The organism is Stenotrophomonas sp. Br8 (assembly GCF_014763005.1).
GTDB lineage: Bacteria > Pseudomonadota > Gammaproteobacteria > Xanthomonadales > Xanthomonadaceae > Stenotrophomonas > Stenotrophomonas lactitubi.
This window is the reverse complement of sequence record NZ_JACGTN010000016.1, coordinates 1-22,711: the sequence shown is the minus strand read 5'-3', so window position 1 is coordinate 22,711 and position 22,711 is coordinate 1. Positions and strand designations below refer to the sequence as shown.

Below are 22,711 nucleotides of genomic sequence, written 5' to 3'. Positions count from 1 at the left end.
TCACGGTGCTGTGTCGAATACGGCTACGGATCGGCATCACGTCCACCAAGCGGTGGCATGTGCGCATTGCATCGAGAAGCGATTTGCCTGCCGGAAGCCGCACACCCAACCGCTTTGCTTCGGTCCTAACCTCTGGCATGCAGATGGCTAGGTGCGCAGGTTCGCTGGTGTGGTTTCCAACGCCGCGCGATACCAGTCCGGCTTCGACCACCTGCCAGAACGCTGCGCGCACCGCTTCATTGTTCGGCCGGGTCATTTCTTGAACACCCAGCAGCGAACAGCCACACCGGCGCCGGTGCTGTTGGTCTTGATGGCGCTGTTTACCGTCAGATTCGTATCGACCAGCTTGTAGCGGCGCGAGTCGCGCAGGTATGCACGTAGCAGCTTCAGATCGGCCACCGGCTGGCTGTGGTGCGCGGCCTTGGCGATGAAGTCGTTGAGGTTGATGGCGATTCGCTGCGTGTCACGGGAGTGGTTGACTACCGGGCGCTCGCCGTTGCCGATGCTCTCCAGATACTCGTAGGCTTCCCAGAACTCGTTGACCAGGGGATGGTCTGCGCTGACGGCCGATTGGCGCTCCATTGCCATGCTAACCAGTGCCTGGCGTGTCGCCGTCACCAAGTCTTCGGGAATGTCGATGACCAGGCGTAGCCCATCCAGCAAGGCAAGCATCTGCGAGTGGTTCTTGATGATGCGCTCCATGCGCAGATCCTTGTTCTCGCGCAACTTGGCCTCGTAGAACCGCACGCGCTCGCCGAACCTCTCCATCACCTGCGCCTCTGCCCGCACTGCCTTGATGAGGAAGTGGCTCAGGTCTTCGACCTGCAGGGCGTTGAGGTTGTCCGCCGCCAGCCGGCTTTCGGTGGTGGCGTTGGGCTTGCGGAAATGCAGCTTGACGATACGCGTCATGATCGCCTCGCTGGCGTCCACGGCTGCATTCTGGCTGATGACAATCGTGCCTCGGAAAGGCGGCTCGTAGGTTTCGTTGCCGCCGTTGCGCACGCCGCGCGTAGCCAGCGTGCCGCCACCGTAGTAGTCCTTCAGTTCATCCCATTCAAAGGACTTTGCGTGCGCCTTGTCCGGTGCATCGCGGTCGGCTTCCAGCAGTACCACCGGCATGCCCGAGGTCTGGCCCATGGCGCGGGCACGTCCTGCCTTGGATGACTTGGCCGGGTCGAAACCTTCGTAGTCGCTACGGGCCAGCAGCTTCCACAGGAACGTCAGCAGCGTGGTCTTGCCGGCGCCGGCCTCGCCGGTAGCCTCCAAGAACGGGAAGGACTTGTGTGCGCTGCGGATTTGGTTGGCGAACAAGGAACCGAACCAGAACGTAAGCGCCACCATGCCGTTGGTGCCAAAGCACGTCCACAGCCACTGCAGCCATTCGGTCCGGTAGGCTTCGTGGTCGCGCTGAATGTCCATGCGGATCGACCGCTGCGTGGTCTTGATACGCAGTTTGGGGAACTCGAAGTAGTCCTCGGCGTTGGCCAGGGTGACTTCCCCATTGCGTACGGCCAGGTCGCCGAAAATGTAGGCCTTGTGGTCGGGGCTGTAACCAACGAAGTCGACCGTGGCCACGTCCTTGATGCCAAAGGTTTGCGCGTCCATCACCTTGTCCAGGTGCTTGCCGGTGCCGCTGAACAGCGCACCCTGCGCAAGACTCAGCAGGCGCTTCTTGAACTCGGTAGCGCTGGCGATCTGTGCACCGGTAAAGGTGCCCTTTACGGACGGGGCATCGTGAGGGAAGTCCACACGGAAGAAGTACCAGCTTTCATCGGTGGCTTCGTGCTTCTGGAAGTAGAGCGCCTCCGGGTAGCAGTTGGCAATCTGCCGGATCGAGGCGCTTGCGCGCTGGATCTTGGCCAACTCCTCGGCTTCCAGTTCGTCTTCGCTGGCCAGGTCACGGTCCACTGCGCGTTCGCGGCACAGCTTTTCGTAACGCAGGGCGTCGAACTCGAACCAGTACAGGCGCGAGTTGTGCTCAAGGTGAAACTCGGTGTTCTTGTCGCGCTCATACATGATGAGGCCCTTGTCCATCGCGGTGCGGGCCACGAGCAGCGCGCCGTTGTGCAAGGCCAGATCGATATCGGCCTGCCACTGGCTGTCGCCGTCCTCCGTAGCCTGCGCACGCAAGTGCAGGTCGTTCCAATCGGTCTTCTTCTCGCCGACCTGCTCGATCTGCGCGGCCCTACAGCGATAGCCCAGCTTCTCAGCGCGGCGGATGTGCTTGGCCGTGTAGCCGCGTGCGCCGGGCTCGTTGTCCAGCGCCCACACCAACACGGGCAGGTCATTGGGGCGCGCGGCGCTCAGTTCCTTGAGGGACAGTTCCGGATAGGCGTTGCTCGACATTGCGGCAACGGCGCAGATGCCGCGCTGCAGGAGCGCGATGGCGTCGAAGATGCCCTCCACAATCCATACCTCGCGGGCGGTGCGCAGCTGGTCGCGGGCAGCTGCGCCCCACCACACGCCGGTGTAGCTTTCGCCCGGTGCGAATCGGGCTTTCATCTTCCCGAACCGGTGTGGCCGGTCGATCAGACGTTCCCACCAGCCGCCCTTGACCAGGGGAAATCGCACGGTGGCCGTGCCCTGGCGCTTGGTCCGGTCGTAGTAGTCCTCCTGCGTATACAGCCCCTGTAGGGGTTTGATGTTGAACCCTCGGCCGGTAGCCAGGTATGCATCGGCAGCAGCATGCGGTGCCTGCGGCGTCTGCGGGTTGTGCTTGGAGTAGTCGTCGAACAGATCGTCGTAGAGGTCGCGTACGCGCACCTCTTGACCACACTTCGCCTGACGGCCGCAGCGCAGCACCCACGGCGTGACGTGGCTGGTATATAGCTCCTTCTTGCCGCAATGGGGGCACTTGCCGCCGCGCATATACGGCGTGCCGGCGCGGTGTTTCAGGCCATAGTCGCGCTCGATGCGCGACAGTACCTGTTGGCGGATTTCTTCTTGCATACCGGCTCAGCCCTTGGTCGCCGCATTCGCGGACGTGCGTTGGTGTTGCATGGCTCTCTCCTGACCGTCCCCTAGCGGCGGTGGTGCGCTGCTAGGGGCGGGGTGGGGCATTACTCGTCTACGGGGCGGGACCGGCTCAGAATTGCGGCCAGGTCCTCGGCGATGTAGTGGGCGACGGCCGATGTGTGATCGGCTTCGATTTCCAGCATCTTCGCCGCCTCGCTCGGCAGCTTTCCGAGCAGATCGGCCGCGTGGCTGAGGCGCCACAGCCGTTGGTAGTCGTCGCCGCCGATCACCTGTGCCCCGCGATCCTCGGCCACAGGTGGGCCGGGGTTGCGCGCAGGAGGTGTGTGCCCGTTGTGGCTGGCCATCAGTTCACCCCGCCCGGATAGCTGTCGCCGGTGCGCAGCCAGTCGAAGAACCGGTCGGCCTCGCCCTTGGCGAGCAGGTAGACCACGGTCCCGGTCTGAATGCCCTCGGTGGCGGCGCGTTGCACATTCCGCGAGTTGTGCGCGGAGACGGTTGCGGCGGTGTCCGAATCGATGTGTATCAGGGCGAGGTACAGCACCCGGCGCTGGTCGAAGGAGGCGCGCAGCCCGAACCCGGGGATCTGCGTTTCCAGCACGATGACCGGGCGCAGCGCCTCGGCCGGCATGACCACGTTCGTAGGGGCCATCAATGCACCCCCTTGCCGTCGGCGCTGGGCGCGCCCCGGCGGGCATCGCACTGCGCGGTGTAGGCCATGAGCACGTCGCCCAGGGTGATGGCGAGCGGAGACACACCTACGGCGACCAGCCGGGCGATGAACGCCTGATAGTCGTCGTTGGGCCATTCGAGGGTGTCGGCGATCAGGCCGAAGGCGAGCGAGATTTGACGCGCGGCCGGGTTGCCGGGCGTGGAAGGGGCGCCATGAGGCATGGAGACGTCTCCTGTGATCGAGGATTGACCTCGGCGAGACGTTTCTAAGCGTCGCACCGAGGGAGTCGGGAGGTTAGAAACCGGATCACAGACCGGCAGGCAGTTTTCCCCTTTCGGGTGTTGTATGGCTGCCGCCCTCCCGACGCAGAAAACGTCGGTGCGCTTGGATTTCAGGCGCAAAAAAACCGCAATGCTGACGGGCGCGGTTTCCGCTGTGATTTCGGAGTTTCTAAGCTCCTTGCGGCAAACTCTGCTCCCCGTCCATGGGGAAGTCAAGTAGAACTGTGTAGAAATGTGCGAATCGGTTGCAGCTGCGGACAGGTTCATGCGGACACCTGTGCAGCGGCGTGCGACGGCAGCACCACATAGGCGCCGCCACGTGCAATGTGGGCTTTCACCAAGTCGCGAAGCTCGGCGGCGTCGCGCTGCTTCTGCGCATAGGACACGTACTCGACACGCGTTGGAGAGGTGACAAAGCTCGGCTCCATTGCCGAGGACCAGCCGTCAAATTGAGTCTTGTGGCGCATCACAGGCGCAGCACTCCCTTGCTGGCGCCATAGGGCGCCAGGTCAGATGGTTGTGGAAGGGGGGAGGTGGATCAGACCGAGGGCTGGTCGCCGTCGGGTGGACAGGATTCGATTGCGTCGATCCAGTCGGTTTGCAGCTCGCCCTGGTCTTGCTTCCAGCGCGTCTGCAGCATCGTCCGCTGGTATCCGGGTGTCGGGGGCAGTTCGCATGCTGGAGCGCTTGGGAGGCCGCTCGGGCTGGCCAAGTTCGTCAGTTCCGAACTGCCGGTGTAGGTGGCCCCGCACATGGGGTTCGGGCAAACGTAGGCATCTGTGCGCAGGAACGGGTGTTGCAACGCACTGGTGCGCTTCACCAGCCGAGCATTGCAGGCGGGGCAGCAGAACACAGCACGCTGTCCAACAGATGCGCTCATACCGTGGCCCTGCGCTTAGCGGCCTTCTTGGCCGCGGTCTTCTTCGCCGGGACTTTGCTGCTTGTGCCCTTCTTTGCGAGGATTCGGGTGGTTTTTGGCGATTCTGTGTGAGAATCAGGGGCGGCTTTCATGCCGAGGGCTACTGCGGCGGCGTGGGCCTTGCCGATCCGGCACTTGCTGTCGCTGCGCAGCGCGTTGTTCACCGCATCGCGGCTCAACCCGTTGGCTTCTGCAAAGGCGGTAACCGACAGGCCGTTGTCGATGAGCCACTGGCGCGCCTGCTCAGCAGTGCGCAGCGTGGGCGCAGTAGTCCGTCGTTTGGCGTTCATTCCGTTTCCCCTGTGTATTTCTAGGCGAAATGGTGGTGAAGTTAACTACACCTGTCAAGGGGGAATTGCGTGTCTGTAGGTAATCGCCTGAAAGAAGAACGGAAGCGCCTGGGTCTGACTCAGGAGGCCATCGGATTGGCCTGTGGTGTTGCCAAGCGCACGCAGATCCTGTTCGAGCAAGATGCGCACGTGCCGGGAGGGGCGTACTTCGCCGCCGCCGACGAACTTGGCGTGGATGTGGCTTATGTGCTGGTCGGTCGACGTGATCGGCTGTCCGAAGCCGACGCAGATCTGCTCGATGCCTGGCGCAACGCGTCGCCATCGGCACGCATCGCAGCCATGGCTGCGCTGACCGGTGCCGCACCTGCTGCCGCTGGGTCGGAACGGCGCACGATGTTCCAGAACGCAACGATAGGCCAGCAGATCAGCGGCGACGCCGATCTGCGCGCGCAGAAAATCGTTGTCAAGGCTCCGAAGAGATCAAAGAAGACCGCTCCGTAACCCTCACGCCGCGCTCCTTTCAGGCCGCTAACTCGCCCGCATGAGGCGCCGGTGTGGCGCGCTAGACGGAGCGAAGGATTATGAGTTGCGGTGATGGTGTGGGGCGAGATCCAGTGGTGTGCGTTTGCAGTGGTCAAACCTTGTTCGACGGGGCCGTGATCGGTCAGGTGTTCACGGGGCCTGTGCAAGTGACTCCATGCCTTCCACTACGTCAGCGTTACACCAGCAGCCGAGCGAACCGCAAGAAGCGAAAGCGAACTTGGCATAGGGCAACCTCATCGAAAGGAAGAGCAATGGAACGAAGTGTGGAGTATCAGGGTGTCAAGTTCTCGGTAGACACTATTCGCTCAGCGATCAATGGCTTCCGGCAACTGGTTAGCGAGCTGAAAGAACAGGTTGTGGATGAGACGCTTAAGGTGACCCTATCGGATGGGCAGTGGGCGTTCGATAACGAGACTGAGTTCCTCTCTGCAGTTCCGCAAGGCGGATCCTATGTCCTTTACATGAACTCACAATCGGTGCGCTTTCGAGTCAATCAGCTCCGAAGCTTCGCTCTTGTAGAGGTAAAAGCACCAAGCCGGCCGCATATCCAGAGGATCTTCAGCCCGTTCGATATGAATCAAGGGGCTGAGGTTGTTCCAGCGGACAGTCCTGTTGTATTCATCGGGCATGGGCGAAGCACGGAGTGGAGAGATCTTCGCGACCATCTGCGGGATCAGCATGACTACCGCATCGAGTGTTACGAATCAGGGGCTCGTGCTGGGCATTCCATACGTGACATTCTTGAGTCAATGATTAAGAAATCCTCTTTCGCACTCCTGGTTATGACGGGAGAAGACATGCAGGAGTCGGGAGAGGTCCGCGCGCGACAAAATGTGATTCATGAAGCAGGTCTGTTTCAGGGGCGTCTTGGTTTCGCGCGCGCGATCATATTGTTGGAAGAGGGAGTGGCGCAATTCTCGAACGTGCAGGGGGTTCAGTACATCCCATTCTCCAAAGGTCGCATTAGAGAGGCGTACGGCGATGTGCTGGCAGCACTACGCCGAGAATTTGGCCGGAACTGAACTTTTCTCCAACTGACGATGCATGCCGATGGCCCGTACGAACGAGAGCCGGGCCGTGAAGCACAAACTTAGGGGGTTGCATGAAATCTAGCTTCAAGGGCTACTACGCGCCGGATGCAAAAGAGATCAAAAGACTTTGGGAGCACGGCACGTTCGTATTCGACACCAACGTCCTGCTACACCTCTACCGAGTTCCGAAGTCAACGCGGGAGCAGGTGCTGTCTACATTGCAAGAACTGAAGGAGAGACTTTGGATTCCGCGACATGTAGGCTTGGAGTTCCAACGGCGCCGCTTAGGCGCAATACACGCTGCGCATCAGAAAACTGCCGCAGTTCTGAAGGAAATTGATAAATCACTCGCCTCTTACTTCACTGCCGTTGAAAAGGCAGAGCTCAAAGAGCGCGGAGTGACCGAGGCGGACGACTCGTTGAGCGCCATTCGGGCTGAAGCGAACAAAGTTAGAAGTACCGTCGAAGCCACATTAGCGGGGCAGTTGTCTCCGACAGATCATGATTCCATTCGTGACAGTTTGGACGAACTTTTCCATCAGGTTGGAGCGGCACCTACGCAGGAGCAGGTTACTGCTTGGGATTCCCTTGCAGAACAGCGTTTTGCGCTGAAGCGAGGCCCTGGATTTGAAGATGGAACCAAAGCAGAGGGCGACGAGCCACAGTACTACGCCCAGGGTGTCACTTACCAAAGTCAGTACGGTGATCTGTACATTTGGATGCAGATCCTTGAGCACGTTAGGGAAAACAATATCGAGGACGTTGTCTTCGTGACACGGGACGCGAAAGAAGACTGGTGGAGACTCGCTCCCGGCGAGGGAAAGAACAGGGCGAGATTGGCCCCCCTCGAAATGCTCGTCGAGGAGATGATTCAAGCAGGCGTAAAGAATTTTTGGATGTATCAGTTGGACACGTTCTTGATCGACGCGGAGAGGCAACTTAAGGTTGACGTTTCGGATCTTACAATTAAGGACGCAAGTCAAGTCGAGCAGCTTGACGCCCTGCCGCAGCATCAATTAAAGAGATTCGTTCGTCCAATCGCTGCGGCTGAATGTGTTCGTGCTTTGGAGCTGATGTCCTGCTCGATCTTGGAGCAGAGTCCATACCTCGTCACTGGTTGCTACAAATTGCCGTCGGGTGTTGCCGTCGGTGTCCTCGTATTCCCGGTAAGGCTGCTGATTGCTGATAACACTATTCGTTTGAAGCAGGCCATTGAGGTTTTGAATCTGCTCGAAGGTGCCGAGACGTATGAGTTCTATCTCCTTGTGCGTTCAGCTGAGACTGCAAATCGTCCTCAGAGGATGAGGGAGTTCAGGAATCTGGTGCTCAACGCGGTTCCCGAGGGGGCGCAGTATCAGATGCAAGTAATTGCTTTCAGAGATTCAGCCAAATCCCAACTGTCGCTGTTGAAGACGCTTTCAATTGGTGGCTAGGATGAGCGATCCAAGTCGATTGATGTGACGAAACCGCCGCTGCCGTCGATGGTGTGCGTTGCCTTGTCCACCAACCAATCGGTGCCGTCAATCTCCGGCTTGAACCCGCTGACCGTCACCGTCTGCTCTGGGTAGATATCGGCACGGCCTACTGCCAGCCGATAGCTCAGCTGTGCAGTGCCACGGTCCAGCCGCTTGAACTCGGCCTCGGCGTGCTGCCGCGCTTCCTGCGCGGTGGCGTAGGTCGGCTGCAGCTTCTTCTCGTTATCGGACGTGCCCACCAGCACCCCCGTACGCCGTGCTGCACGCCGGTCGCCCCAGTAGGCCCGAACGCCGGTGAACTTCTCTCGGTCGGCGACGCTGTAGCGGTGCTGGTCACCCGATGCTCGCGTGATCCGCACGCCGGGCAGCGGCTGGCCGCTGGCGGTGGTACCAGCACCTATGGGCGCAAAGATCAGTGTTCCAGCCTTTACCGTGGCCACGGCGTCGAAGCGTTTGCCGAGTCGCGTCAGCAGGTTGATATCGCTCTCGTTGGCCTGGTCGAGGTGTGGAATCGGCACGCTGGCCAGATCCGCAGCCACCGACGCACGCAGCGAATGCTCGCCTGCGATGGTGCCGAGAATGTCGCCCAGGGTGGTGTCGTGCCAGCTGCGTTCGCGACGGCGACGCACAGCCCCGGTCAGGTCAGCCGAGCGCGCACGAATCGTGATGATGTCCGGCGAGCCGCTGTGTTCCACGTCGTCCACCTTGAAGGTGCCCTTGTCGAACAGACCGCTACCCTCATAGCCGATGGCCACCTGCAGGGTGACGCCACGGCGCGGCAGCGCAAGCATGCCGTCGTGGTCATGCACGCGCAGATCCACTTGGTCGGCTTCATCGCCACGGCTCTCAGTCAGTGACAGATCCAGCAGGCGCGGCGCGAGCCGGTCGGTCAGATCCTTGCCATCGAGCACTACCCGCCATGCGGGAATCGGATATGGCGTCGCCCTCATGCGATGGCCTCGCTTGCGCCGTCGTCGTCCCGTTCCAGCTGCATCTGGAAGTCGATCAGGCGCGGCGTGCCATCGTTGAACAGCTCGCGCCGCGTCTCGCTGAGGCTGGTCAGCAGGTACGCGCCGTAGACGCGCCCCGTGCCCTCCACCAGCGCCTGCGGTTTGCCCTGGTCGCCGAGCTCGCGCAGTTTGTCCAGCACCTGCAGGTCGGCCACAAGCTCGCCGGCAATGGTGCCCTGCAGGCTGATGGTGTCATCGCCTGGCCCGACGTACTGCCGGGCCGCGCGGGCGCCCACGCGCTCGCTGCTGGCGTGGCGCCAGGTCATCTGGCGCTGTAGTTCGCCGTAGGCGGCGGTGGAGAGGGAAAACACGAATGTGCCCCAGGTCATCTGCATGGTGGTGGTCCTCAGTCGCTGAGCCGGGCACCGCGTCGGGTGGCCTTGTCGCGCTCGATCTGTTCAATGGCCTGCCGCACCAGATCCGCGATCTCGCGGGAGTCGGCGCCGGACGGCGGTTGGATTTTGATGGTGTAGCTGGAAGCGCCTGTGCCGCCCGCTGCGGCCTGCGCAGCCGCCGGAGCGACCACCGGAGCAGCTGCGGCCATGACGGGCAACGCAGCGGCCCCCAGCGCAAGCCCGGCCGATGCCTGACGCAGTTTGTCCCTGCTGCTGGTGGCACGCGCGGCGGCGGCGGTGTCGCCACCGCGCGCAATGCGACGCTCGCGCAGCGCATCAAGCCGGGAGGGTGCGGTGTCGCTATCGGTGGCCTGCATGCGCTGCGTCATGCCAGCGCCGATCTGCGTCACGCGCTCGCCCCCAACTGCTGCAGCACGCAGGCGGTCACGGCTGGCGGTGGCACGTGCGGTATCAGCATCAGGGCCATTCCGGTCGATGCGTCGTTGCCGCAGTTCATCAAGGCGGCTGGTTGACGCATCGGTGCCGCCAATGCCCGCTTGCTGCATGCGCTCGCCCATGCCGGCGCCGGCCTGCGTAATGCGGTCGCCAACGCTGGTCACCTGCTGCAGCGGCTCGCCCTGGCTGCGGTCCAAACCGCCAGCCAAGCCCTGCATGGTGAAGTCGCCAAACTGCGCGAAGACACGCGACGGGCTATGGATGCCGAGCATGCTCTTGAACTTGACCGTCACCCCCTCGGCGATACCGGCGATGGCATCGAACGCCGCGCCACCCATCGACTTCACACCGTTGATGAGGCCGGTAATCATGTCGACACCCGCCTGCATCATCTTCGCGGGCCAGCCCAGCAGGATCTGGTTGGCGCCCTCCCACATGGCAGTCAGGCCAGCGCGGATCTTGCCGCCGTCGAGGGTGAACAGGCCCACGATCAGATCCCACGCGCCCTGCAGGTAGGTCCATGCACCGCCGACGGCGTTCTGGATTACCGGCAGAATTGTGGTGAACGCATCGACCAGCCAGCCGATGGCCTTCACCGCCATGCGCAGGTTTACGGTCAGCACGGTGCCCAGGATCTGGCCGAAGCCTCGGCCGGCGTCAGTTGCGCCCTGCAGCTGCTCGCTGGTGGCTTCAAACGGCGTGAACAGCTTCTTTGCCCAATCCCATGCCTGGCTCATGGCGCCGGAAATCGTGTCCCACACCGGGCCCAGCGGTTCAAGAGCAGTCATCAGCTCGGCCATGATCGGGTTGACCACATCGAGCACGCCTTGCCAGACGCCGATCATGAACGCTTTGATCGGCTCCCAGTATTTCCAGACCAGCGCGGCGACCACTGCAATCGCAGCGCCGATGGCCAGCACTGGCAGGCTGATGCCACCCAACAGCGGCAGCAGCATGCGGCCAACGTTGAACAGCATCGGGAATGCCCGGCCACCCAGCGACAGCACCTGGCCGACCAGCTTGCCAATGCCGCCGCCGCCGCTGAGCAGCATCACGCCTTTGTGGATCTGTGTCAGCGCCATGGCGCCGACGCCGCCGGCCACCAGCAGGCCGCCGAGCGCAGCGGCAAGGGCGGTCCCGCCGATGGCCAGCTTGGCGATGGTGGCCACCAGCTGCGGGTTCTTCGTCACCCATTCGGCCATCCGGTCGGCGACCTTGGCCACGCGCGCGGCCAGTTCCTTGACCGTCGGCAGCAGGGTCTTACCCAGGCGCTGGGAAAGCACGGTGGCGCTGTTCTTGAGCAGCACCAGGCCGTTCTCTGCCGTGCCCACGCGCGCGGCGTACTCGGCGTTCATTGAACCGCCGTACTTCTGCGCGTCGGTGACCTTGCCGAAGTTCTCCTTCAGCAGATCGAGGTTGGTCAGCAGCGGCGCGATCGCGCCAATGGATTCGCGGCCGAACAGCTGCGTCATCGTCGCCGCCTGCTCGGCCTTGGGCAGCTGCTTGAGCTTTTCCAGTACCTGCAGGATCGCGCCTCCGGCGTCGTCCTGCATCGCCTTGGCCATATCCCCGGCCTTCAGCCCCAGCTTCTCGAACGATGCGATCTGTCGCGAGGTCGCCGCCTCGCCAGAAGACAGCGTGAGCAGCATGTTCTTGATGCCGGTGGCCGACACTTCCGACTCGATGCCCATGCCGGCGACGGTGGCGCCCAGCGCAGCCAGCGGGCCGCTGCCGAGGCCGGCCACCTCACCAAGCGCACCGATGCGGTTCACCACCTCGCTGATTTTCTGGACGCTGGCCGGGCCGGTGTTACCCAAGTAGTTGATCTTGTCGGCCAGCACGACAACGTCGTCCTGACCCATACGGAACGCGGTACGCCATGTGGCCATCGTCTGGCCGGCGTCTTCGGCGGTGGTGTCGAAGGCCACGCCCATCTTCGCCGCATCCTCGGCGAAGCGCGTCAGCTCGTTGCTGGCGATACCCGCCTGACCAGCGGCCGCGACGATCTTGGCGATATCAGTGGGCACCATCGGCAAGCGGCGCGACAGTTCCTCAATGTCGCGGCCCATCTTCTCGAAGCCGTCCGGCGTGTCGAAGTCCACCACCTTTTTCACGTCGGCCATGGCCGACTCGAAGCTCATGGCCTGCGCGATGGGCAGCGTATGCGCGCGCAGGGCGCCGAACGCGGCTAGCGCTACGCCAGTGCCGTGGGCAGCAGCATTCATGCCGGCGCTGTGGATCTTGCGGCTACGGGCCTGCGCCGCATCGAGCGCAGCCAAGCGCGTGCGCTGGGCATCCATCTGCGTCGAGACGGCGGCAATCTCGCCTCGCAGCTTGCGCTCATGTGTGCCGAGCTGCCGCGTGCTGATGCCGGCACGGTCCAGACCGCTGCGCAGGCGCTGCAGCTCAACCGACTGCTGCTGATGCTGGCCCTTGAGTTGGGCGGCGGCGGCGCGCGCCTGATTGAACTCACGACTCAGCTTGCGGGTAGGGGTGCCGGCCTCTTTGATCTGACGGGCGAGAGCGGCAACGCGCAGCTGCGCGGCCAGGTGGCTCTGTTCGGTGGCACGCACAGCCTGCTGCTGCTGACGGTAGGCCGCAACGTCACGCTGGGCGGCATTGAGGCGCCGTAGGTTGGCCTGTTGTTCCTGCAGGGCAGTGGACAGGCCCTTGCTGCCGGCCATGACCTTCTTGAACGGGGCGCTGGCACGGTCGAGCGCTTCCAGCACCACCTGCAGGCGAAGGTTGCCGCCGCTCATGCGACGACAACCGATGCGGGTGTTACGGCGTCGTGGTGTCCGTAGGATCGGCTACCAGCGCGGCCAGGAGGCGACACGCAGCGCTGAACGCCCACAGCAACAGCCCACCGACCGTGGTCAGCAGAAACAGCGCAAAGACGATGGCGATAAGGGTGTCCATGGGCGGACTGTATCACTGCTGGGCTCCACTTCGTTCATAGGCGCGCTGACGCCACTGGATCAATTCAGACAGGGAGAGGGCCGAAAGCTCGGTGAGGGTGAAGGAGAAAATCACCGCGATATCGGCCATCAGATCCTCTACGCAGACAGGGATTCCCTCTCCGCTTTCGGCACGAAAAAATCGCCGATGACGCGGGCAAACTCGATCAGATCGGCCGGTTCCAGCTTGCCGGCGTCGGCGGTGGTCAGGATCGGCTGACTGATGCGCGGCAGGACCGTGGTCAGCGCGGTCACATCCATCTGTGCCAGGTCGAACAGCTTGATGCCGCGAAGGTCGCCGGCGGTGGGCTTGCGCAGGCGAACCGAGCGGATCACCTGCTCGCCGCGCTGGATCGGCGTTTCGAGCACGATCACGTTGGTGCCGGTAGTTTCGTCGGCGACGGTGGTGGTGGGTTCGGTGTTCATGGTGTGTCTCTCACAGGGTTGGCCCAGCCATGGGAAAGGCTGGGCAAGGGGGGAAGGGATCAGGCGCCGATGGCGCGACGCAGGGCGGACTGACGGTCAACGCCGTTGACCATGAAGACCATGCCGACCAGGTCGATTTCGATCTCGGTGCGGCCGTTGACGGTCAGCTTGTAGTAGCTGGCGGTGGTCTTGACGCTGAACTCGGTGTCATCGCCGACCTTGCCGGTGCCGGCGTCGATCTCGGTGTGGCGGCCGCGGATGACGATTTCGACCGAATCCACCTCGCCGCTGTCCTCGCGCTGGTAGCCGCCGGCAAAGCGCAGCTGCACTGCGTTGTGCGAGACAGCGCCGTATTGGCGAAGCACATCGAGCATCAGGCCGCCGCATTTCCATTCGGCTTCGATCTTTTCCTGGCCCAGGTCGATGTCGATGGGGCCGAGCATTCCGCCGGCGCGGTATTCCTCCATCTTGCGAGTCAAGGTGGGCAGCTTGAATTCGGTGACCTGGCCGATGTAGCTCAGGCCATCGTTGAACAGGTTGAGGTTTTTGAGCTTGCTGGGCAGAGCCATGGCATGGATTCCTTATGCGGCCTTAGCCGCTGATGCGGGCCGGGAAGTCGGCGAAGTAGCGGTCGGTGATGCGCTGGTTCAGCTGCAGGCTTTCCAGCGGCGGTACCGGGGTGTAATCGAAGTCGATCACCAGCTGGCCGCTGGCCAGCGACTGCGACGGGTTGGCGCCATCGTCGTACCAAGCACTGGCGCCGATCAGATAGCCGGCATAGACCAGCTCGCGGAACTTGGCGTTGATGCTTTCCAGCAGATCGCGGACCAGCGTCGGGTGCAGCGGCTTGTCGATGTAGATCTCCTGCGCCTCGGCGATGGTGTCGGCGAGGATCTGTGCGGTACGGGTTGCCGTCTCGAACTGGAACAACGGGTCTTCGCTGCAGGTGCGCGAGCCCCAGAACTTGTAGCCGTTGGAATTGACGAGGGTGGTCACGTCGCCGGCGTTGAGCAGGCCGGCATCCGTGTTGGGGTCTTGCAGATCCCAATGCACGTCGCGGCTGATGCCGGTCACGCCGGCAACCGGTACGTTCGAGATGGACTTGTGCCAGCCCTGCTGCTGGTCGGTCATGGCGCGCACGCCCAGTGCACGGGCGACGGCGAAGGCCATGCCGGTCGAGGAGGAGGTGGTGTTGAACGCCATGAAGTCGGGGTAGATCAGCATCAGCTCGCGGGCCGCGAACTGCTCGCGGTAGGCGATGGCTTCCGACACCGTGGCGCTGGCGGCGCAGCTGGCGTAGATCATGGCGCGCAGCTTCTTGGCGATGGGAACCATGGCGGCGGTCACCGGCTGGGTGTCCAGCCCCGGCGCGCCCAGGATGCGCGGACGGACGCCCAGCTGTGCCTGCGCAACCAGCAGTGCGTGCAGGCCGGTGTAGCTGCCGCCATTGGCGCCGCCGATGACCTTTGCAGTGGTGTCGGTGTCATTGCTGGCGCTGGCCACGCGCACCACGACCACAATCGGGTTGCCCTGATCGGCGATGCCCTGCAGCGTGGCGCGCAGGGTGCCGGTCATGCCGGCTTTGCCGACTGCGCTCAGCACGTCGGTAATCAGCACCGGACGATCCAGCGGGAATACGGTCTTGTCTGCGTCTTCGCCCGTGCAGACGACGCCGATCACGGCGGTGGATACGGTACGGATCGGCCGGACGCCGCCGTTGATTTCGATGACGCGAACGCCGTGATGATAGCCACTGGCGGCCATGGGCTTCTCCTTCGGTTAGGGGGTGTGAAAGCGGAGTGGTACGGAAAGGCGGGTGTTGCGCGAAGCGCCGCTCGGTGTGGCCAGCTGGCCCTGTAGATCGAGGACGAACGAGCCGGCCACGTCGCCGTGGGCCAGGTCGATACGGGTGAGGCTGATGCGCGGCTCCCAACGCATCAGCGCGGTGGCCGTGGCGCCGAACAGGCGCAGGCGGGTCTCATCGTTGAAGGGCTGGTCGATCAGCTCGGGCAGCAGCGAGCCGTACTCGCGGCGCTGCACGCGCGAGCCGATGGGCGTGGTCAGAATGTCGGCGATGGACTGGCGCAGGTGCGCCAGGTCGTCGCTGAAAACGCCAGTGCGGCCGTCCATGCCGATCATGCCGGCGCCCCGGTGGTGCCACCGCCCGGCTGCACGCCGGGGTGCTTGTGCTTGGTCAGGCTGATGCCGGCGGCAGTCACGTCATCGCGCACTTCGACCTTGCCGCTGACCGTCACCGCGCCTTCAATGCGGGTGGCGCCCTTGATAGTCACCGGGCCGGTGATGGTGGTTCCGCCGTCGGCGGTGATGGCGATGGTTCCGCCGGCGGGCAGAACGGCGGACAGTGCGTGCGCGTCGTGGTCATAGCTGACCACGGCGCCATCCTTGAACTGGATCAGGGTCAGGCTTGCGCTGGCCGAGGGTGCTGGGTACTGCGCGCAGTACAGCCCTCGCAGCACGATGGCGTTGGCCAGGTCGCCGTCGCAGCACAGCAGTGCCACCTGCTCGCCACTACTCGGCGGTGCCCAGGTGCGCAGCTCGCCGGCGGCAGCGCTGAACCACGGAAGGAAGTCGGTGTGCGCCTCGCCCGTCTGCACGCGGCACAGATGCCGGTCGTAATCGACCTCGGTCACCACGCCGTCGCGGAGCAGGTTGTTGATCTGTTGGGGCAGCGCACTATCCATGCCCCCATATTCCCGACGCCCCCTCGCGCGCGCACGTGGCGCGGGCGGTAGATAGGGCTGCTACAACGGCGGGCGAGCGTGTCGCGCCGCCGAGATCCGATCAGTACCGGATCAGCTGGCCGGTGGAGCATCCTCCGGCTCGGCCACTGCGGTGGCAACCCACATTTCTGTCGCGTCGTCGTAGGTGATCGGCGCGCTGCGGTTTGACGGCGGGGCGTGGTCTGTGACCGACGGCGGCAGGTGCTGGCCACGCGTGACCGGGGCCGCAAAGGTGCCATCGGCCTTGTTCCAGATCGGCCGGCCGCTGTAGTCGGGGAGCAGTACCCACGCGGCCTTGCCATCGTCCCACGCGTTGCACTGTGGCGTGGTGCCATCGAGCCGGAACGGCTCGGCAAGGGTGAGCCCTTCGGGCAGCAGCTCCCCGAGCGTGAGGCGGTTGGGGACCGGCATCGCGGTGCGCGTGTCCCACAGCATCCGGTTGCGGTAGTCGGCCAACACATCCCACCGCTTACCGTCGTCGGAAAGGCGCAGTGCCTGGCACTCGCCAGCGCTTCTCTTGGGTGCCACGTCCACAGTGCGCTCCGGCAGGTGCCAGGCGCCGTCCGGGGATGGCTGCAGCCGCACCGCGCCCATGTAGGCGCGGGTGATGGGGTCGAAGGCGTGGGCAAAGCGGGGTTGGTTGGACATGCTCCGTTCCTCAGTACGTGATGCAGTAGATCATTCGCAGACCTGCAGCCAGGTTGCGCTCGCCGCCAGTGCTGTCCACGGTGACGGTGTGCGCGTGAGCACCACCGCTGGCAGCAGTTGCGGTATGGCCGTGGTCGCCGACCTGGGCGATGGAAATGTCGTGCGAGTGAGCGCCGGCCCCATTCATGCCGATGTTATGGGCGTGACCACCAGCGCCGTCCGTGGTGAAGCTGTGCGCATGACCACCGGCCGGACTGGTGTTCGGCCACGGATTGTCGTTGTCGGCATTACCGCGTGAGCCGGCGTGCTGGCCGTAGTCAGCGCCCCACGGGTAAGCGATGCCCGACTCGGCGAACGCGGTCAAATGCTGGTGATCGCCTATCCAGGACGTGCCGCCAGTGTGCGCGTGGTGACCCTGTTGGTCGGTCCAAGCACCGTGCGCATGGTCGCCTACTGCGCTGGCGCTCGCGCCATGGGAGTGCGCGCCACCAGCTGCGACGCTTACGGTGTGGGTGTGTGCGCCGGCGCTCGCGGCGCTACCGGTGTGGGTGTGGCCGATCACTTCGCCTACGGTCGCGGTGCCGACCGAATCGGGCTTGGTGGTGTGCGCGACGACGGCACCTTCGTGCATGTTCGGCAGGTTGAAGGTCGTCTTGCCGTCGCCTGAGCCGTACAACGTGCCGATAGCTGCAAACAGGTCGGCATACGTGGTTCGGGACACGGGGGCGCCGTCGCACAGCAGGGTGCCGGCCGGGGCGCTTTTGCCGGCGAACATGATGACCTGGCCAGCGATGCGATTGGCCTTGGTGCCCGGATCAAAGACGCCCGAGTGCCAGACGGTTTTCTGATCCCAGCGCATGCCCGCCTTGGTGATGCTCAGCTGGCCGACAACGGAGCCGCCGCCATTCGGGCGCAGCAGAACTTCACCGTCCTGCGCATCGGGGGCGAGCACTGCGTACTTTGCGCCGCCGATGAACCCGTTCGACGTTGCCTTGAAGGACGGGGCTGTAACGGCTCCGGTGAAATCGGCACCGGCAAGGCTTGCCTTGGTGGCTGGGTTGAAATTGGCATCTGTCCACACCTCCACCCAAGCCTTCCAGCGCTGATCGGCCGGTGCGGTATCGCGGCGCGAGCGCAACCAGAAGCGATTGCTGCCGCCGTAGTCGGCAGCGAGGGCAAGGCCACGGGAGTTGTCATAGCTCGGCAGTGACCAGGCGATGGTGTACTGCGCCGGCATGGTGGTAGGCGAGGGGTTGCTCTGCCTGTTGATTCGCAGCGCGTTCCACGTATCGAGCCAGGTGTCATCGTTGTTGGTCGGGGTGAGGTAGGCCACGCGCGCAGCTACATCGGCTGCGGACCCGGCGCCAATCTCGGCCAGCGTGAACGACACGTTCGCGCCACCATTGACCGACTTGGACGCATCGCCGATCTGGATCGTGCGCGCAGTACCCCACGTCGTAGTAGTGATGCCGTTCGCCCCGTCGAAGTTGGTCCCATTGATCGAGCGTGGCGCGGCGAGTTTGCTGGCAGTGTCCGCGTTGCCCGTCAGCTTGCCCCTGAACTCGGCGGCGCTGATCCAGCTGCCGGTGGGGTTAAGCACGATCTTGCTGGCGTTGGCGGTTGTGGTCAGTCGGAACTCTTTTCCACCGGTGGTGTCGTGCAGTTCCAAGCCGGTGAGGCCGTCAACGCCTCCCTGCTTGAACTGCCACGGACGCTGGGAATACAGCTCAAGCAGCACGCTGCCATCGCCCGCGCCAGTACCCACACGCGCACTGGCCATCTCCGCCACGCCGTTCTTGTAGACCACCAGCTGGCCCGCTGTGCTGGTGTTGCCATTGGGGCGCAGGTAGACGAAGCCACCGTCGCCACTGGCGGCGGCAGACAGAACCACGCTGCCGACCGCGCTACCGCGCAGCGCCGCCCCTGTGCTACCAAGGTCGATGGTCTGATCGTCTGCCAGTGCCGCACCCAGGGCGAACGTCTGGCGCCGGCCCCAGCGATTCTCCGTCGCATCGACCAGGCGGCGTACGTCGCTCATGTAGGCGACGGGTTGCGGCGTGACGTAGACGATGCCTGCAGGCTCCGTGGTGACGAACGTCTCAACCCCGTGGTACGTCGTGCCCGTGACGTTGACCACGCGCACGGCATGACCGTGGCTGTACTCACGCTGCTGCAGCCACAGATCCACGCCTGTGGACTTGCCTGCGGAATCGCGGGTCAACGTGAGGCCGACGCGCGACGGACGGTCGAGAGCGTCACCGAGGCCGATGCGGGTCTGGTGGACCATGCCATCGGCCTGCGCCTGGCTGAGCGTGGTGATGGTGTCGACGGCCGAGCGGGTCGAAGCAGCGACCTGCTCCCACACATATCGCGGGCTACCCACACCTCCGTTGGTGAGTTCCAGCATCAGTACGCTGGCAGCAGTGCCGGTCCAAGGCAGCGTGCCCAGCTTGATCCAGCGTGTCTGATTGAACGTTCCGGGGATAGCGTCATAGGTCTGCACCTTCCCCACCTGCGGGAAGTCAGCGGCGTGCATGCCGTCGAGCGTGTCGGCGTCCAGTCCCTTGCCGTGGCCCATGTCCTTGAGCGCAGCGCCTTTCAATTCGAGGGAGGCACGGATAGCCGCGGCGGTGGCCAGGGATAGCAGCGTTTTGACGAACGGGGTCGGAGCGTCGCCGCCGAAGCGATTGTTCAGCGCGGTCTTCAGGCCACGCGGAGTCACCGCACGAACCGCATCCGTGCCGTTGGTGGTCTCTGCCCCATCAGCCAGCTCCACCACACCTGCGACCGTTTCAGTCGCCGGCGGATTCAGGAACTGCGTGCTGCCGAACTTGATCTGCGCCGTGTCGATATCGGCGAATACCACGTCGGCCGAAAGCAGCAGCGTTGAAATGCTCGCCTTCTCCATGATCGCGTCGGCCTGGCCGTACACAGCAAACAACGTGCCGTCGGCCAGGTAGAGGCCGAAGCCGCGCAGCGGGTACTTGTCGGTACCGCTGTCCTGCAGCGTGACGTGGATCGTATCGGCCGCGACCGACTCGCCGCCGAAGCTGGTCATCCGCTTGAACTCCCCCGGCAGCGCCGTCATCGCCGCAGTGGGGGTGAAGCCGGTAGAGGTCAGCCCGATCTGAGAAATCAGCACCGTGTTGGTGCCGGTGTTGGTGCCGTTGACCAGCTTGGCGCGGCCGGCGTTGGTGATCTTCATGCGCATGGGGGTCAATCTCCGGTCATCGTCAGGCGGCGGTAGACCGCCGCTTGGGCACCTGCGACGGTTCCGACTTGGCTGTCGGCCTGAATGCCTTGGGTGAAAGTGAAGTGCGAGCGCACGGGCTTGGTGCGGTTCACCGCGTCCACGATTTGGTGGACGAACTCGGCTGACGACTCCTGTCCGCCGTCGCCGCTGGTGGTCAGAAACAGGTTGAACGTGTGCGGCTCACCCTGCGGCGTTGTCTGCCACCACTCGCGGATCTGCATCTGACCGCCAAAGCTGGCGATCAGGTCTGCGATGCTCTTGGCGGTGCCCTTGTGGCGCTGGATCTGGAACGAGCTGGCGATGCGGGCGCGCTTGATGCGCTCTGGCCAGTTGCTGTCCCAGGTGTCTACGGACACGCTCCACGCGAGGAACGGCAGGAACTCCGCCGGGCAGTTCCACGGGTTCCAGAGCGTGTCGTGAACCATGGGCACTGCCGACAGCTGAGCATCGGCGCGCTCCACTGCGCGTTCCAGCCGCGTCGAGTTGGGGGGCAGTAGGGACGTGGCGTCAGGCATCGGTGCCGCCGTGTTCGATCACCACGCTGGTGCAGAACGGCGCCGACTGCGCATCCACCGGCATATCCGCCGTGGGCATCTGCAGCTGCACGCGGTGGACGCCATCGACGTGCAGGGCGGAGTAGAGCGCCGACAGGGGCACGTCGCGGCCCAGGCGCTGGGTCTGCTGCAGGAACAGCGACACGCGGCGGCGGGCCTCGGCCAACACCAGGGCGCTGTCGGGACCGTTGAAGGTGACCAGCCGCGCGCGAATCTCGAAGGGCTTCACGGTGGCCGGGGCCACGGTCACGTAGTCGGTCAGGGGGCGCACGTTGTCGTTGAGCAGCGCAGCCTCGACGGTCTTCAACAGCGCCGCCGACGGCGTGCCATTGCCCTGCCGCGATAGCACCGTGACCACCACCTTGCCCGGCGACGGGCTGGCCACGCTCGCATCGAGCACGTCCGAGTGTGCGGAGAGCGTGTGGAAGATGTAGGCGCCCTCGGGACCGGCCACCGACAGGCTTTCCGGCGCCAGCTGGATGCGGCGGCGAAACGCTGTGTCGTTCTCGTAGACGGCCGGGGTGTTGGTCTTGGGGTCTGCGGGGGTCAGCAGCTTGCGCTGCACGCCGAACGGCACAGCGAGGTTGTCCAGATCGGCGCCGTTCGAGTAGGGCAGCAGCAGGCCCCGAGCGCGCTGGTTGAACTGTTCGCGCAGCACCAGCTCGCGGTATGCGCTGGCCTGCAGCAGCTTCATCACCGGATCGGATTCGACCAGGGCGGTGTAGTCGGGGCACAGGCGCCGGAACTCGGTCAGGCGCTCGGCCAAGATGGCCTCGAACGTTCGCTGCTCGAAGATATCCGGCGCCGGCAGCTTGTCGACTTCGATGGCGGTAAATGAGGACACGGATGCACCGGCTGATGGGTCCGGTCCAGATTCCCATCGCGCGCGCGCGAGGCCGTGGAATGTGGCGTGTAGCGCCGCCGCTTACGCTAGAGCGTGTGCAGGTGATCGAGGATCAGCTCGCGTATCAGCTGTTCGTCGGCATTGGTGAAGCCGAGCAGCACGCGGCGCGCGTAGGTGACGCGGGGACCACCTTTGCTCACGCTATCGGTGCGGCCTTCTTGGTGGATGCGAGCAATGCGCGAGACGCGCCCCGCGAAGCCCACAGCCGCCTCGTTGGCGCTGCCGCGCACCCGCAGGTGCTTGGCCTGCCGGATCTTGCCGAACATGGCGCCGCGCTTGATGCGGCCCGCTTTGGCCCGGCGCGGGGGTGTGTTGCGGCGCCTGGCAAACGGTGTGCCGTCAGGGTTCTGCTGGCCGGCGATGCGTTTCTGCTGCGAGCGGCGCACGGCGGTACCGACCTTGCGAGCCAGGCGGCTGCGCTCGGCAGGCTTGAGCCGCTGCAGCAGCGGTGCCACCCATGCCTCAAGGCGCTGCAGATCCTCGCTCACGCGTCGACCGCCGGCAGTGTTGCCAGCAGCTGGCCATCGGCCACCAGCGGGCCGCCAGCCAGCGAATGGCGGTGTTCCCACTCTGCGGGTGGCTCGGGCAGGTACTGCATCTGGAACACGCCGGCATCGTCCTGCGCGACACGCACGCGCTCCGTGAGCGGCAACCGAATGGCCAGGTCGACAACGGTGTCGCTCAGCACATCCACCTCGAAGGCCAGCTTCTCGCGGTTGTCGGGGTTGGCCAGCAGCTCGGGCTGGTGCCGCGTCAGCCACTGCAGCAGCGGCACCATGACGGATTCCGGTGGGCCGGCGAAGTCGCGCAGGATCAGTTCGAGGGTATAGCGGTACTGGAAGGACAGGCCCGCCGTGAAGCTGGCCACCAGCCCGCCGTCGTCCACGAACACCAGCAGGCGTTCCGGGTCGGTGGCCAGTGACGGCATGGCCGCGACCAGGTGCTGGCGGAGCAGTTGGGGCTTCTTCATCGCCGCGCGCACTCGGCCAGGGCGGTGTGCAGCTGGGTGACCAGCTGCTGCAGCGCCGTCACCTGCTCGGCGGCGGCGTGGTACTGGCCGTAGTTGGCTGCGGTGGTTTCGGCGACGGCAGAGAGCGTAGCGCCGGCAGCGGGCGCATCAGGATCGCCGGCAGTTCCGGTGGGGGCGATGCCTGCCGCAGCGGCGTTGTGGAGCTGCACGAAGCCAACAGGCACAGCGCAAGCGGCATCAGCGGTCGGAGTGACATAGACGGGAACCTCTTT

26 protein-coding genes and 1 pseudogene are annotated in these 22,711 nt (G+C 64.3%); 3 read left to right on the top strand and 24 right to left on the bottom strand.

The window, feature by feature from the left end; genetic code table 11:
* Positions 1–252: 252 nt before the first annotated feature.
* The 7 genes from H3005_RS14150 to H3005_RS14120 form a co-directional block, all read right to left on the bottom strand.
* Complete coding sequence (locus H3005_RS14150; RefSeq protein WP_191078443.1) at positions 253–2,949, bottom strand: toprim domain-containing protein; 2,697 nt, start codon at positions 2,947–2,949, stop codon at positions 253–255.
* 110 nt (positions 2,950–3,059) lie between these two features.
* Positions 3,060–3,320 (bottom strand): hypothetical protein, encoded by a 261-nt coding sequence (locus H3005_RS14145; protein ID WP_044569385.1) that lies wholly within the window; start codon positions 3,318–3,320, stop codon positions 3,060–3,062.
* Positions 3,320–3,625: a hypothetical protein gene (locus tag H3005_RS14140; protein ID WP_223880257.1), complete on the bottom strand. Its 306-nt coding sequence runs from the start codon at positions 3,623–3,625 to the stop codon at positions 3,320–3,322. Before H3005_RS14140 ends, H3005_RS14145 begins: the two co-directional genes overlap by 1 nt.
* Positions 3,625–4,194 (bottom strand): hypothetical protein, encoded by a 570-nt coding sequence (locus tag H3005_RS20975; RefSeq protein ID WP_223880256.1) that lies wholly within the window; start codon positions 4,192–4,194, stop codon positions 3,625–3,627. Before H3005_RS20975 ends, H3005_RS14140 begins: the two co-directional genes overlap by 1 nt.
* Complete coding sequence (locus tag H3005_RS14130; protein ID WP_223880255.1) at positions 4,191–4,394, bottom strand: hypothetical protein; 204 nt, start codon at positions 4,392–4,394, stop codon at positions 4,191–4,193. The genes H3005_RS20975 and H3005_RS14130 overlap by 4 nt, the downstream gene beginning before the upstream one ends.
* A 71-nt stretch (positions 4,395–4,465) precedes the next feature.
* Positions 4,466–4,807, bottom strand: coding sequence for an ogr/Delta-like zinc finger family protein (locus tag H3005_RS14125; RefSeq protein WP_191078440.1), 342 nt, complete (start codon positions 4,805–4,807; stop codon positions 4,466–4,468).
* Positions 4,804–5,136: a DNA-binding protein gene (locus H3005_RS14120; protein WP_191078439.1), complete on the bottom strand. Its 333-nt coding sequence runs from the start codon at positions 5,134–5,136 to the stop codon at positions 4,804–4,806. Before H3005_RS14120 ends, H3005_RS14125 begins: the two co-directional genes overlap by 4 nt.
* Before the next feature lie 69 nt (positions 5,137–5,205).
* On the opposite strand from H3005_RS14120, the gene H3005_RS14115 reads away from it, so the two are divergent.
* The 3 genes from H3005_RS14115 to H3005_RS14105 all read left to right on the top strand — a co-directional run bounded on the left by H3005_RS14115 (position 5,206) and on the right by H3005_RS14105 (position 8,143).
* Entirely contained in the window at positions 5,206–5,637 is a 432-nt protein-coding gene (locus tag H3005_RS14115; protein ID WP_191078438.1) for a helix-turn-helix domain-containing protein, read from the top strand.
* A 293-nt stretch (positions 5,638–5,930) separates the two neighbouring features.
* Positions 5,931–6,701: a nucleotide-binding protein gene (locus tag H3005_RS14110; RefSeq protein ID WP_191078437.1), complete on the top strand. Its 771-nt coding sequence runs from the start codon at positions 5,931–5,933 to the stop codon at positions 6,699–6,701.
* 80 nt (positions 6,702–6,781) lie between these two features.
* Positions 6,782–8,143 (top strand): PIN domain-containing protein, encoded by a 1,362-nt coding sequence (locus tag H3005_RS14105; RefSeq protein WP_191078436.1) that lies wholly within the window; start codon positions 6,782–6,784, stop codon positions 8,141–8,143.
* On the opposite strand, the gene H3005_RS14100 is transcribed toward H3005_RS14105, so the two are convergent.
* The 17 genes and pseudogenes from H3005_RS14100 to H3005_RS14020 all read right to left on the bottom strand — a co-directional run.
* A complete protein-coding gene (locus H3005_RS14100) occupies positions 8,140–9,135 on the bottom strand; it encodes a phage late control D family protein (protein WP_191078435.1) in 996 nt (331 codons plus the stop codon). The two genes, H3005_RS14105 and H3005_RS14100, sit on opposite strands and share 4 nt — an antisense overlap.
* Complete coding sequence (locus tag H3005_RS14095; RefSeq protein WP_100553329.1) at positions 9,132–9,530, bottom strand: phage tail protein; 399 nt, start codon at positions 9,528–9,530, stop codon at positions 9,132–9,134. The genes H3005_RS14100 and H3005_RS14095 overlap by 4 nt, the downstream gene beginning before the upstream one ends.
* 11 nt (positions 9,531–9,541) lie before the next feature.
* Positions 9,542–12,745, bottom strand: coding sequence for a phage tail tape measure protein (locus tag H3005_RS14090; RefSeq protein ID WP_191078434.1), 3,204 nt, complete (start codon positions 12,743–12,745; stop codon positions 9,542–9,544).
* 22 nt (positions 12,746–12,767) lie between these two features.
* Complete coding sequence (locus tag H3005_RS14085) at positions 12,768–12,905, bottom strand: hypothetical protein (protein WP_165780998.1); 138 nt, start codon at positions 12,903–12,905, stop codon at positions 12,768–12,770.
* 12 nt (positions 12,906–12,917) lie between these two features.
* Positions 12,918–13,034 (bottom strand): GpE family phage tail protein, encoded by a 117-nt coding sequence (locus H3005_RS14080; RefSeq protein WP_033833491.1) that lies wholly within the window; start codon positions 13,032–13,034, stop codon positions 12,918–12,920.
* An 8-nt stretch (positions 13,035–13,042) separates the two neighbouring features.
* Positions 13,043–13,369 (bottom strand): phage tail assembly protein, encoded by a 327-nt coding sequence (locus H3005_RS14075; RefSeq protein ID WP_100553326.1) that lies wholly within the window; start codon positions 13,367–13,369, stop codon positions 13,043–13,045.
* A 59-nt stretch (positions 13,370–13,428) separates the two neighbouring features.
* Positions 13,429–13,938, bottom strand: a complete 510-nt coding sequence (locus tag H3005_RS14070; protein WP_100553325.1) for a phage major tail tube protein — start codon at positions 13,936–13,938, stop codon at positions 13,429–13,431.
* A gap of 22 nt (positions 13,939–13,960) precedes the next feature.
* Positions 13,961–15,133 carry a phage tail sheath protein gene (locus tag H3005_RS14065; protein ID WP_100553324.1) on the bottom strand — a complete coding sequence of 391 codons (1,173 nt, stop codon included), beginning with the start codon at positions 15,131–15,133 and terminating at the stop codon, positions 13,961–13,963.
* Positions 15,134–15,148: 15 nt separating this feature from the next.
* Positions 15,149–15,508 carry a GPW/gp25 family protein gene (locus H3005_RS14060; protein ID WP_100553323.1) on the bottom strand — a complete coding sequence of 120 codons (360 nt, stop codon included), beginning with the start codon at positions 15,506–15,508 and terminating at the stop codon, positions 15,149–15,151.
* On the bottom strand, positions 15,505–16,071 hold the full coding sequence (locus H3005_RS14055; protein WP_191078433.1) for a phage baseplate assembly protein V: 567 nt from the start codon (positions 16,069–16,071) through the stop codon (positions 15,505–15,507). The genes H3005_RS14060 and H3005_RS14055 overlap by 4 nt, the downstream gene beginning before the upstream one ends.
* Positions 16,072–16,182: 111 nt before the next feature.
* Positions 16,183–16,758 (bottom strand): hypothetical protein, encoded by a 576-nt coding sequence (locus H3005_RS14050; protein WP_191078432.1) that lies wholly within the window; start codon positions 16,756–16,758, stop codon positions 16,183–16,185.
* 10 nt (positions 16,759–16,768) lie between these two features.
* On the bottom strand, positions 16,769–19,969 hold the full coding sequence (locus H3005_RS20970; RefSeq protein ID WP_223880254.1) for a tail fiber protein: 3,201 nt from the start codon (positions 19,967–19,969) through the stop codon (positions 16,769–16,771).
* 5 nt (positions 19,970–19,974) lie between these two features.
* Positions 19,975–20,526 carry a phage tail protein I gene (locus H3005_RS14040; RefSeq protein ID WP_191078431.1) on the bottom strand — a complete coding sequence of 184 codons (552 nt, stop codon included), beginning with the start codon at positions 20,524–20,526 and terminating at the stop codon, positions 19,975–19,977.
* The gene (locus H3005_RS14035) at positions 20,519–21,409 is read right to left on the bottom strand and encodes a baseplate J/gp47 family protein (RefSeq protein WP_191078430.1); all 891 of its coding nucleotides are present in this window, start codon (positions 21,407–21,409) and stop codon (positions 20,519–20,521) included. Before H3005_RS14035 ends, H3005_RS14040 begins: the two co-directional genes overlap by 8 nt.
* 86 nt (positions 21,410–21,495) lie before the next feature.
* The gene (locus H3005_RS14030; protein WP_100553318.1) at positions 21,496–21,957 is read right to left on the bottom strand and encodes a phage virion morphogenesis protein; all 462 of its coding nucleotides are present in this window, start codon (positions 21,955–21,957) and stop codon (positions 21,496–21,498) included.
* A complete protein-coding gene (locus H3005_RS14025) occupies positions 21,954–22,439 on the bottom strand; it encodes a phage tail protein (RefSeq protein WP_191078429.1) in 486 nt (161 codons plus the stop codon). Before H3005_RS14025 ends, H3005_RS14030 begins: the two co-directional genes overlap by 4 nt.
* Positions 22,436–22,711 (bottom strand): annotated as a pseudogene (locus H3005_RS14020) (hypothetical protein); the annotation flags it as partial. The pseudogene H3005_RS14020 and the gene H3005_RS14025, both read right to left, overlap by 4 nt.

Bases quoted from the DNA above. Each gene is read 5' to 3' on its own strand.
- H3005_RS14150 (WP_191078443.1), bottom strand. From the start codon at position 2,949: ATGCAAGAAGAAATCCGCCAACAGGTACTGTCGCGCATCGAGCGCGAC.
- H3005_RS14145 (WP_044569385.1), bottom strand. From the start codon at position 3,320: ATGGCCAGCCACAACGGGCACACACCTCCTGCGCGCAACCCCGGCCCA.
- H3005_RS14140 (WP_223880257.1), bottom strand. From the start codon at position 3,625: ATGGCCCCTACGAACGTGGTCATGCCGGCCGAGGCGCTGCGCCCGGTC.
- H3005_RS20975 (WP_223880256.1), bottom strand. From the start codon at position 4,194: ATGAACCTGTCCGCAGCTGCAACCGATTCGCACATTTCTACACAGTTC.
- H3005_RS14130 (WP_223880255.1), bottom strand. From the start codon at position 4,394: ATGCGCCACAAGACTCAATTTGACGGCTGGTCCTCGGCAATGGAGCCG.
- H3005_RS14125 (WP_191078440.1), bottom strand. From the start codon at position 4,807: ATGAGCGCATCTGTTGGACAGCGTGCTGTGTTCTGCTGCCCCGCCTGC.
- H3005_RS14120 (WP_191078439.1), bottom strand. From the start codon at position 5,136: ATGAACGCCAAACGACGGACTACTGCGCCCACGCTGCGCACTGCTGAG.
- H3005_RS14110 (WP_191078437.1), top strand. From the start codon at position 5,931: ATGGAACGAAGTGTGGAGTATCAGGGTGTCAAGTTCTCGGTAGACACT.
- H3005_RS14105 (WP_191078436.1), top strand. From the start codon at position 6,782: ATGAAATCTAGCTTCAAGGGCTACTACGCGCCGGATGCAAAAGAGATC.
- H3005_RS14100 (WP_191078435.1), bottom strand. From the start codon at position 9,135: ATGAGGGCGACGCCATATCCGATTCCCGCATGGCGGGTAGTGCTCGAT.
- H3005_RS14095 (WP_100553329.1), bottom strand. From the start codon at position 9,530: ATGCAGATGACCTGGGGCACATTCGTGTTTTCCCTCTCCACCGCCGCC.
- H3005_RS14090 (WP_191078434.1), bottom strand. From the start codon at position 12,745: ATGAGCGGCGGCAACCTTCGCCTGCAGGTGGTGCTGGAAGCGCTCGAC.
- H3005_RS14085 (WP_165780998.1), bottom strand. From the start codon at position 12,905: ATGGACACCCTTATCGCCATCGTCTTTGCGCTGTTTCTGCTGACCACG.
- H3005_RS14080 (WP_033833491.1), bottom strand. From the start codon at position 13,034: ATGGCCGATATCGCGGTGATTTTCTCCTTCACCCTCACCGAGCTTTCG.
- H3005_RS14075 (WP_100553326.1), bottom strand. From the start codon at position 13,369: ATGAACACCGAACCCACCACCACCGTCGCCGACGAAACTACCGGCACC.
- H3005_RS14070 (WP_100553325.1), bottom strand. From the start codon at position 13,938: ATGGCTCTGCCCAGCAAGCTCAAAAACCTCAACCTGTTCAACGATGGC.
- H3005_RS14065 (WP_100553324.1), bottom strand. From the start codon at position 15,133: ATGGCCGCCAGTGGCTATCATCACGGCGTTCGCGTCATCGAAATCAAC.
- H3005_RS14060 (WP_100553323.1), bottom strand. From the start codon at position 15,508: ATGATCGGCATGGACGGCCGCACTGGCGTTTTCAGCGACGACCTGGCG.
- H3005_RS14055 (WP_191078433.1), bottom strand. From the start codon at position 16,071: ATGGATAGTGCGCTGCCCCAACAGATCAACAACCTGCTCCGCGACGGC.
- H3005_RS14050 (WP_191078432.1), bottom strand. From the start codon at position 16,758: ATGTCCAACCAACCCCGCTTTGCCCACGCCTTCGACCCCATCACCCGC.
- H3005_RS20970 (WP_223880254.1), bottom strand. From the start codon at position 19,969: ATGCGCATGAAGATCACCAACGCCGGCCGCGCCAAGCTGGTCAACGGC.
- H3005_RS14040 (WP_191078431.1), bottom strand. From the start codon at position 20,526: ATGCCTGACGCCACGTCCCTACTGCCCCCCAACTCGACGCGGCTGGAA.
- H3005_RS14025 (WP_191078429.1), bottom strand. From the start codon at position 22,439: ATGAAGAAGCCCCAACTGCTCCGCCAGCACCTGGTCGCGGCCATGCCG.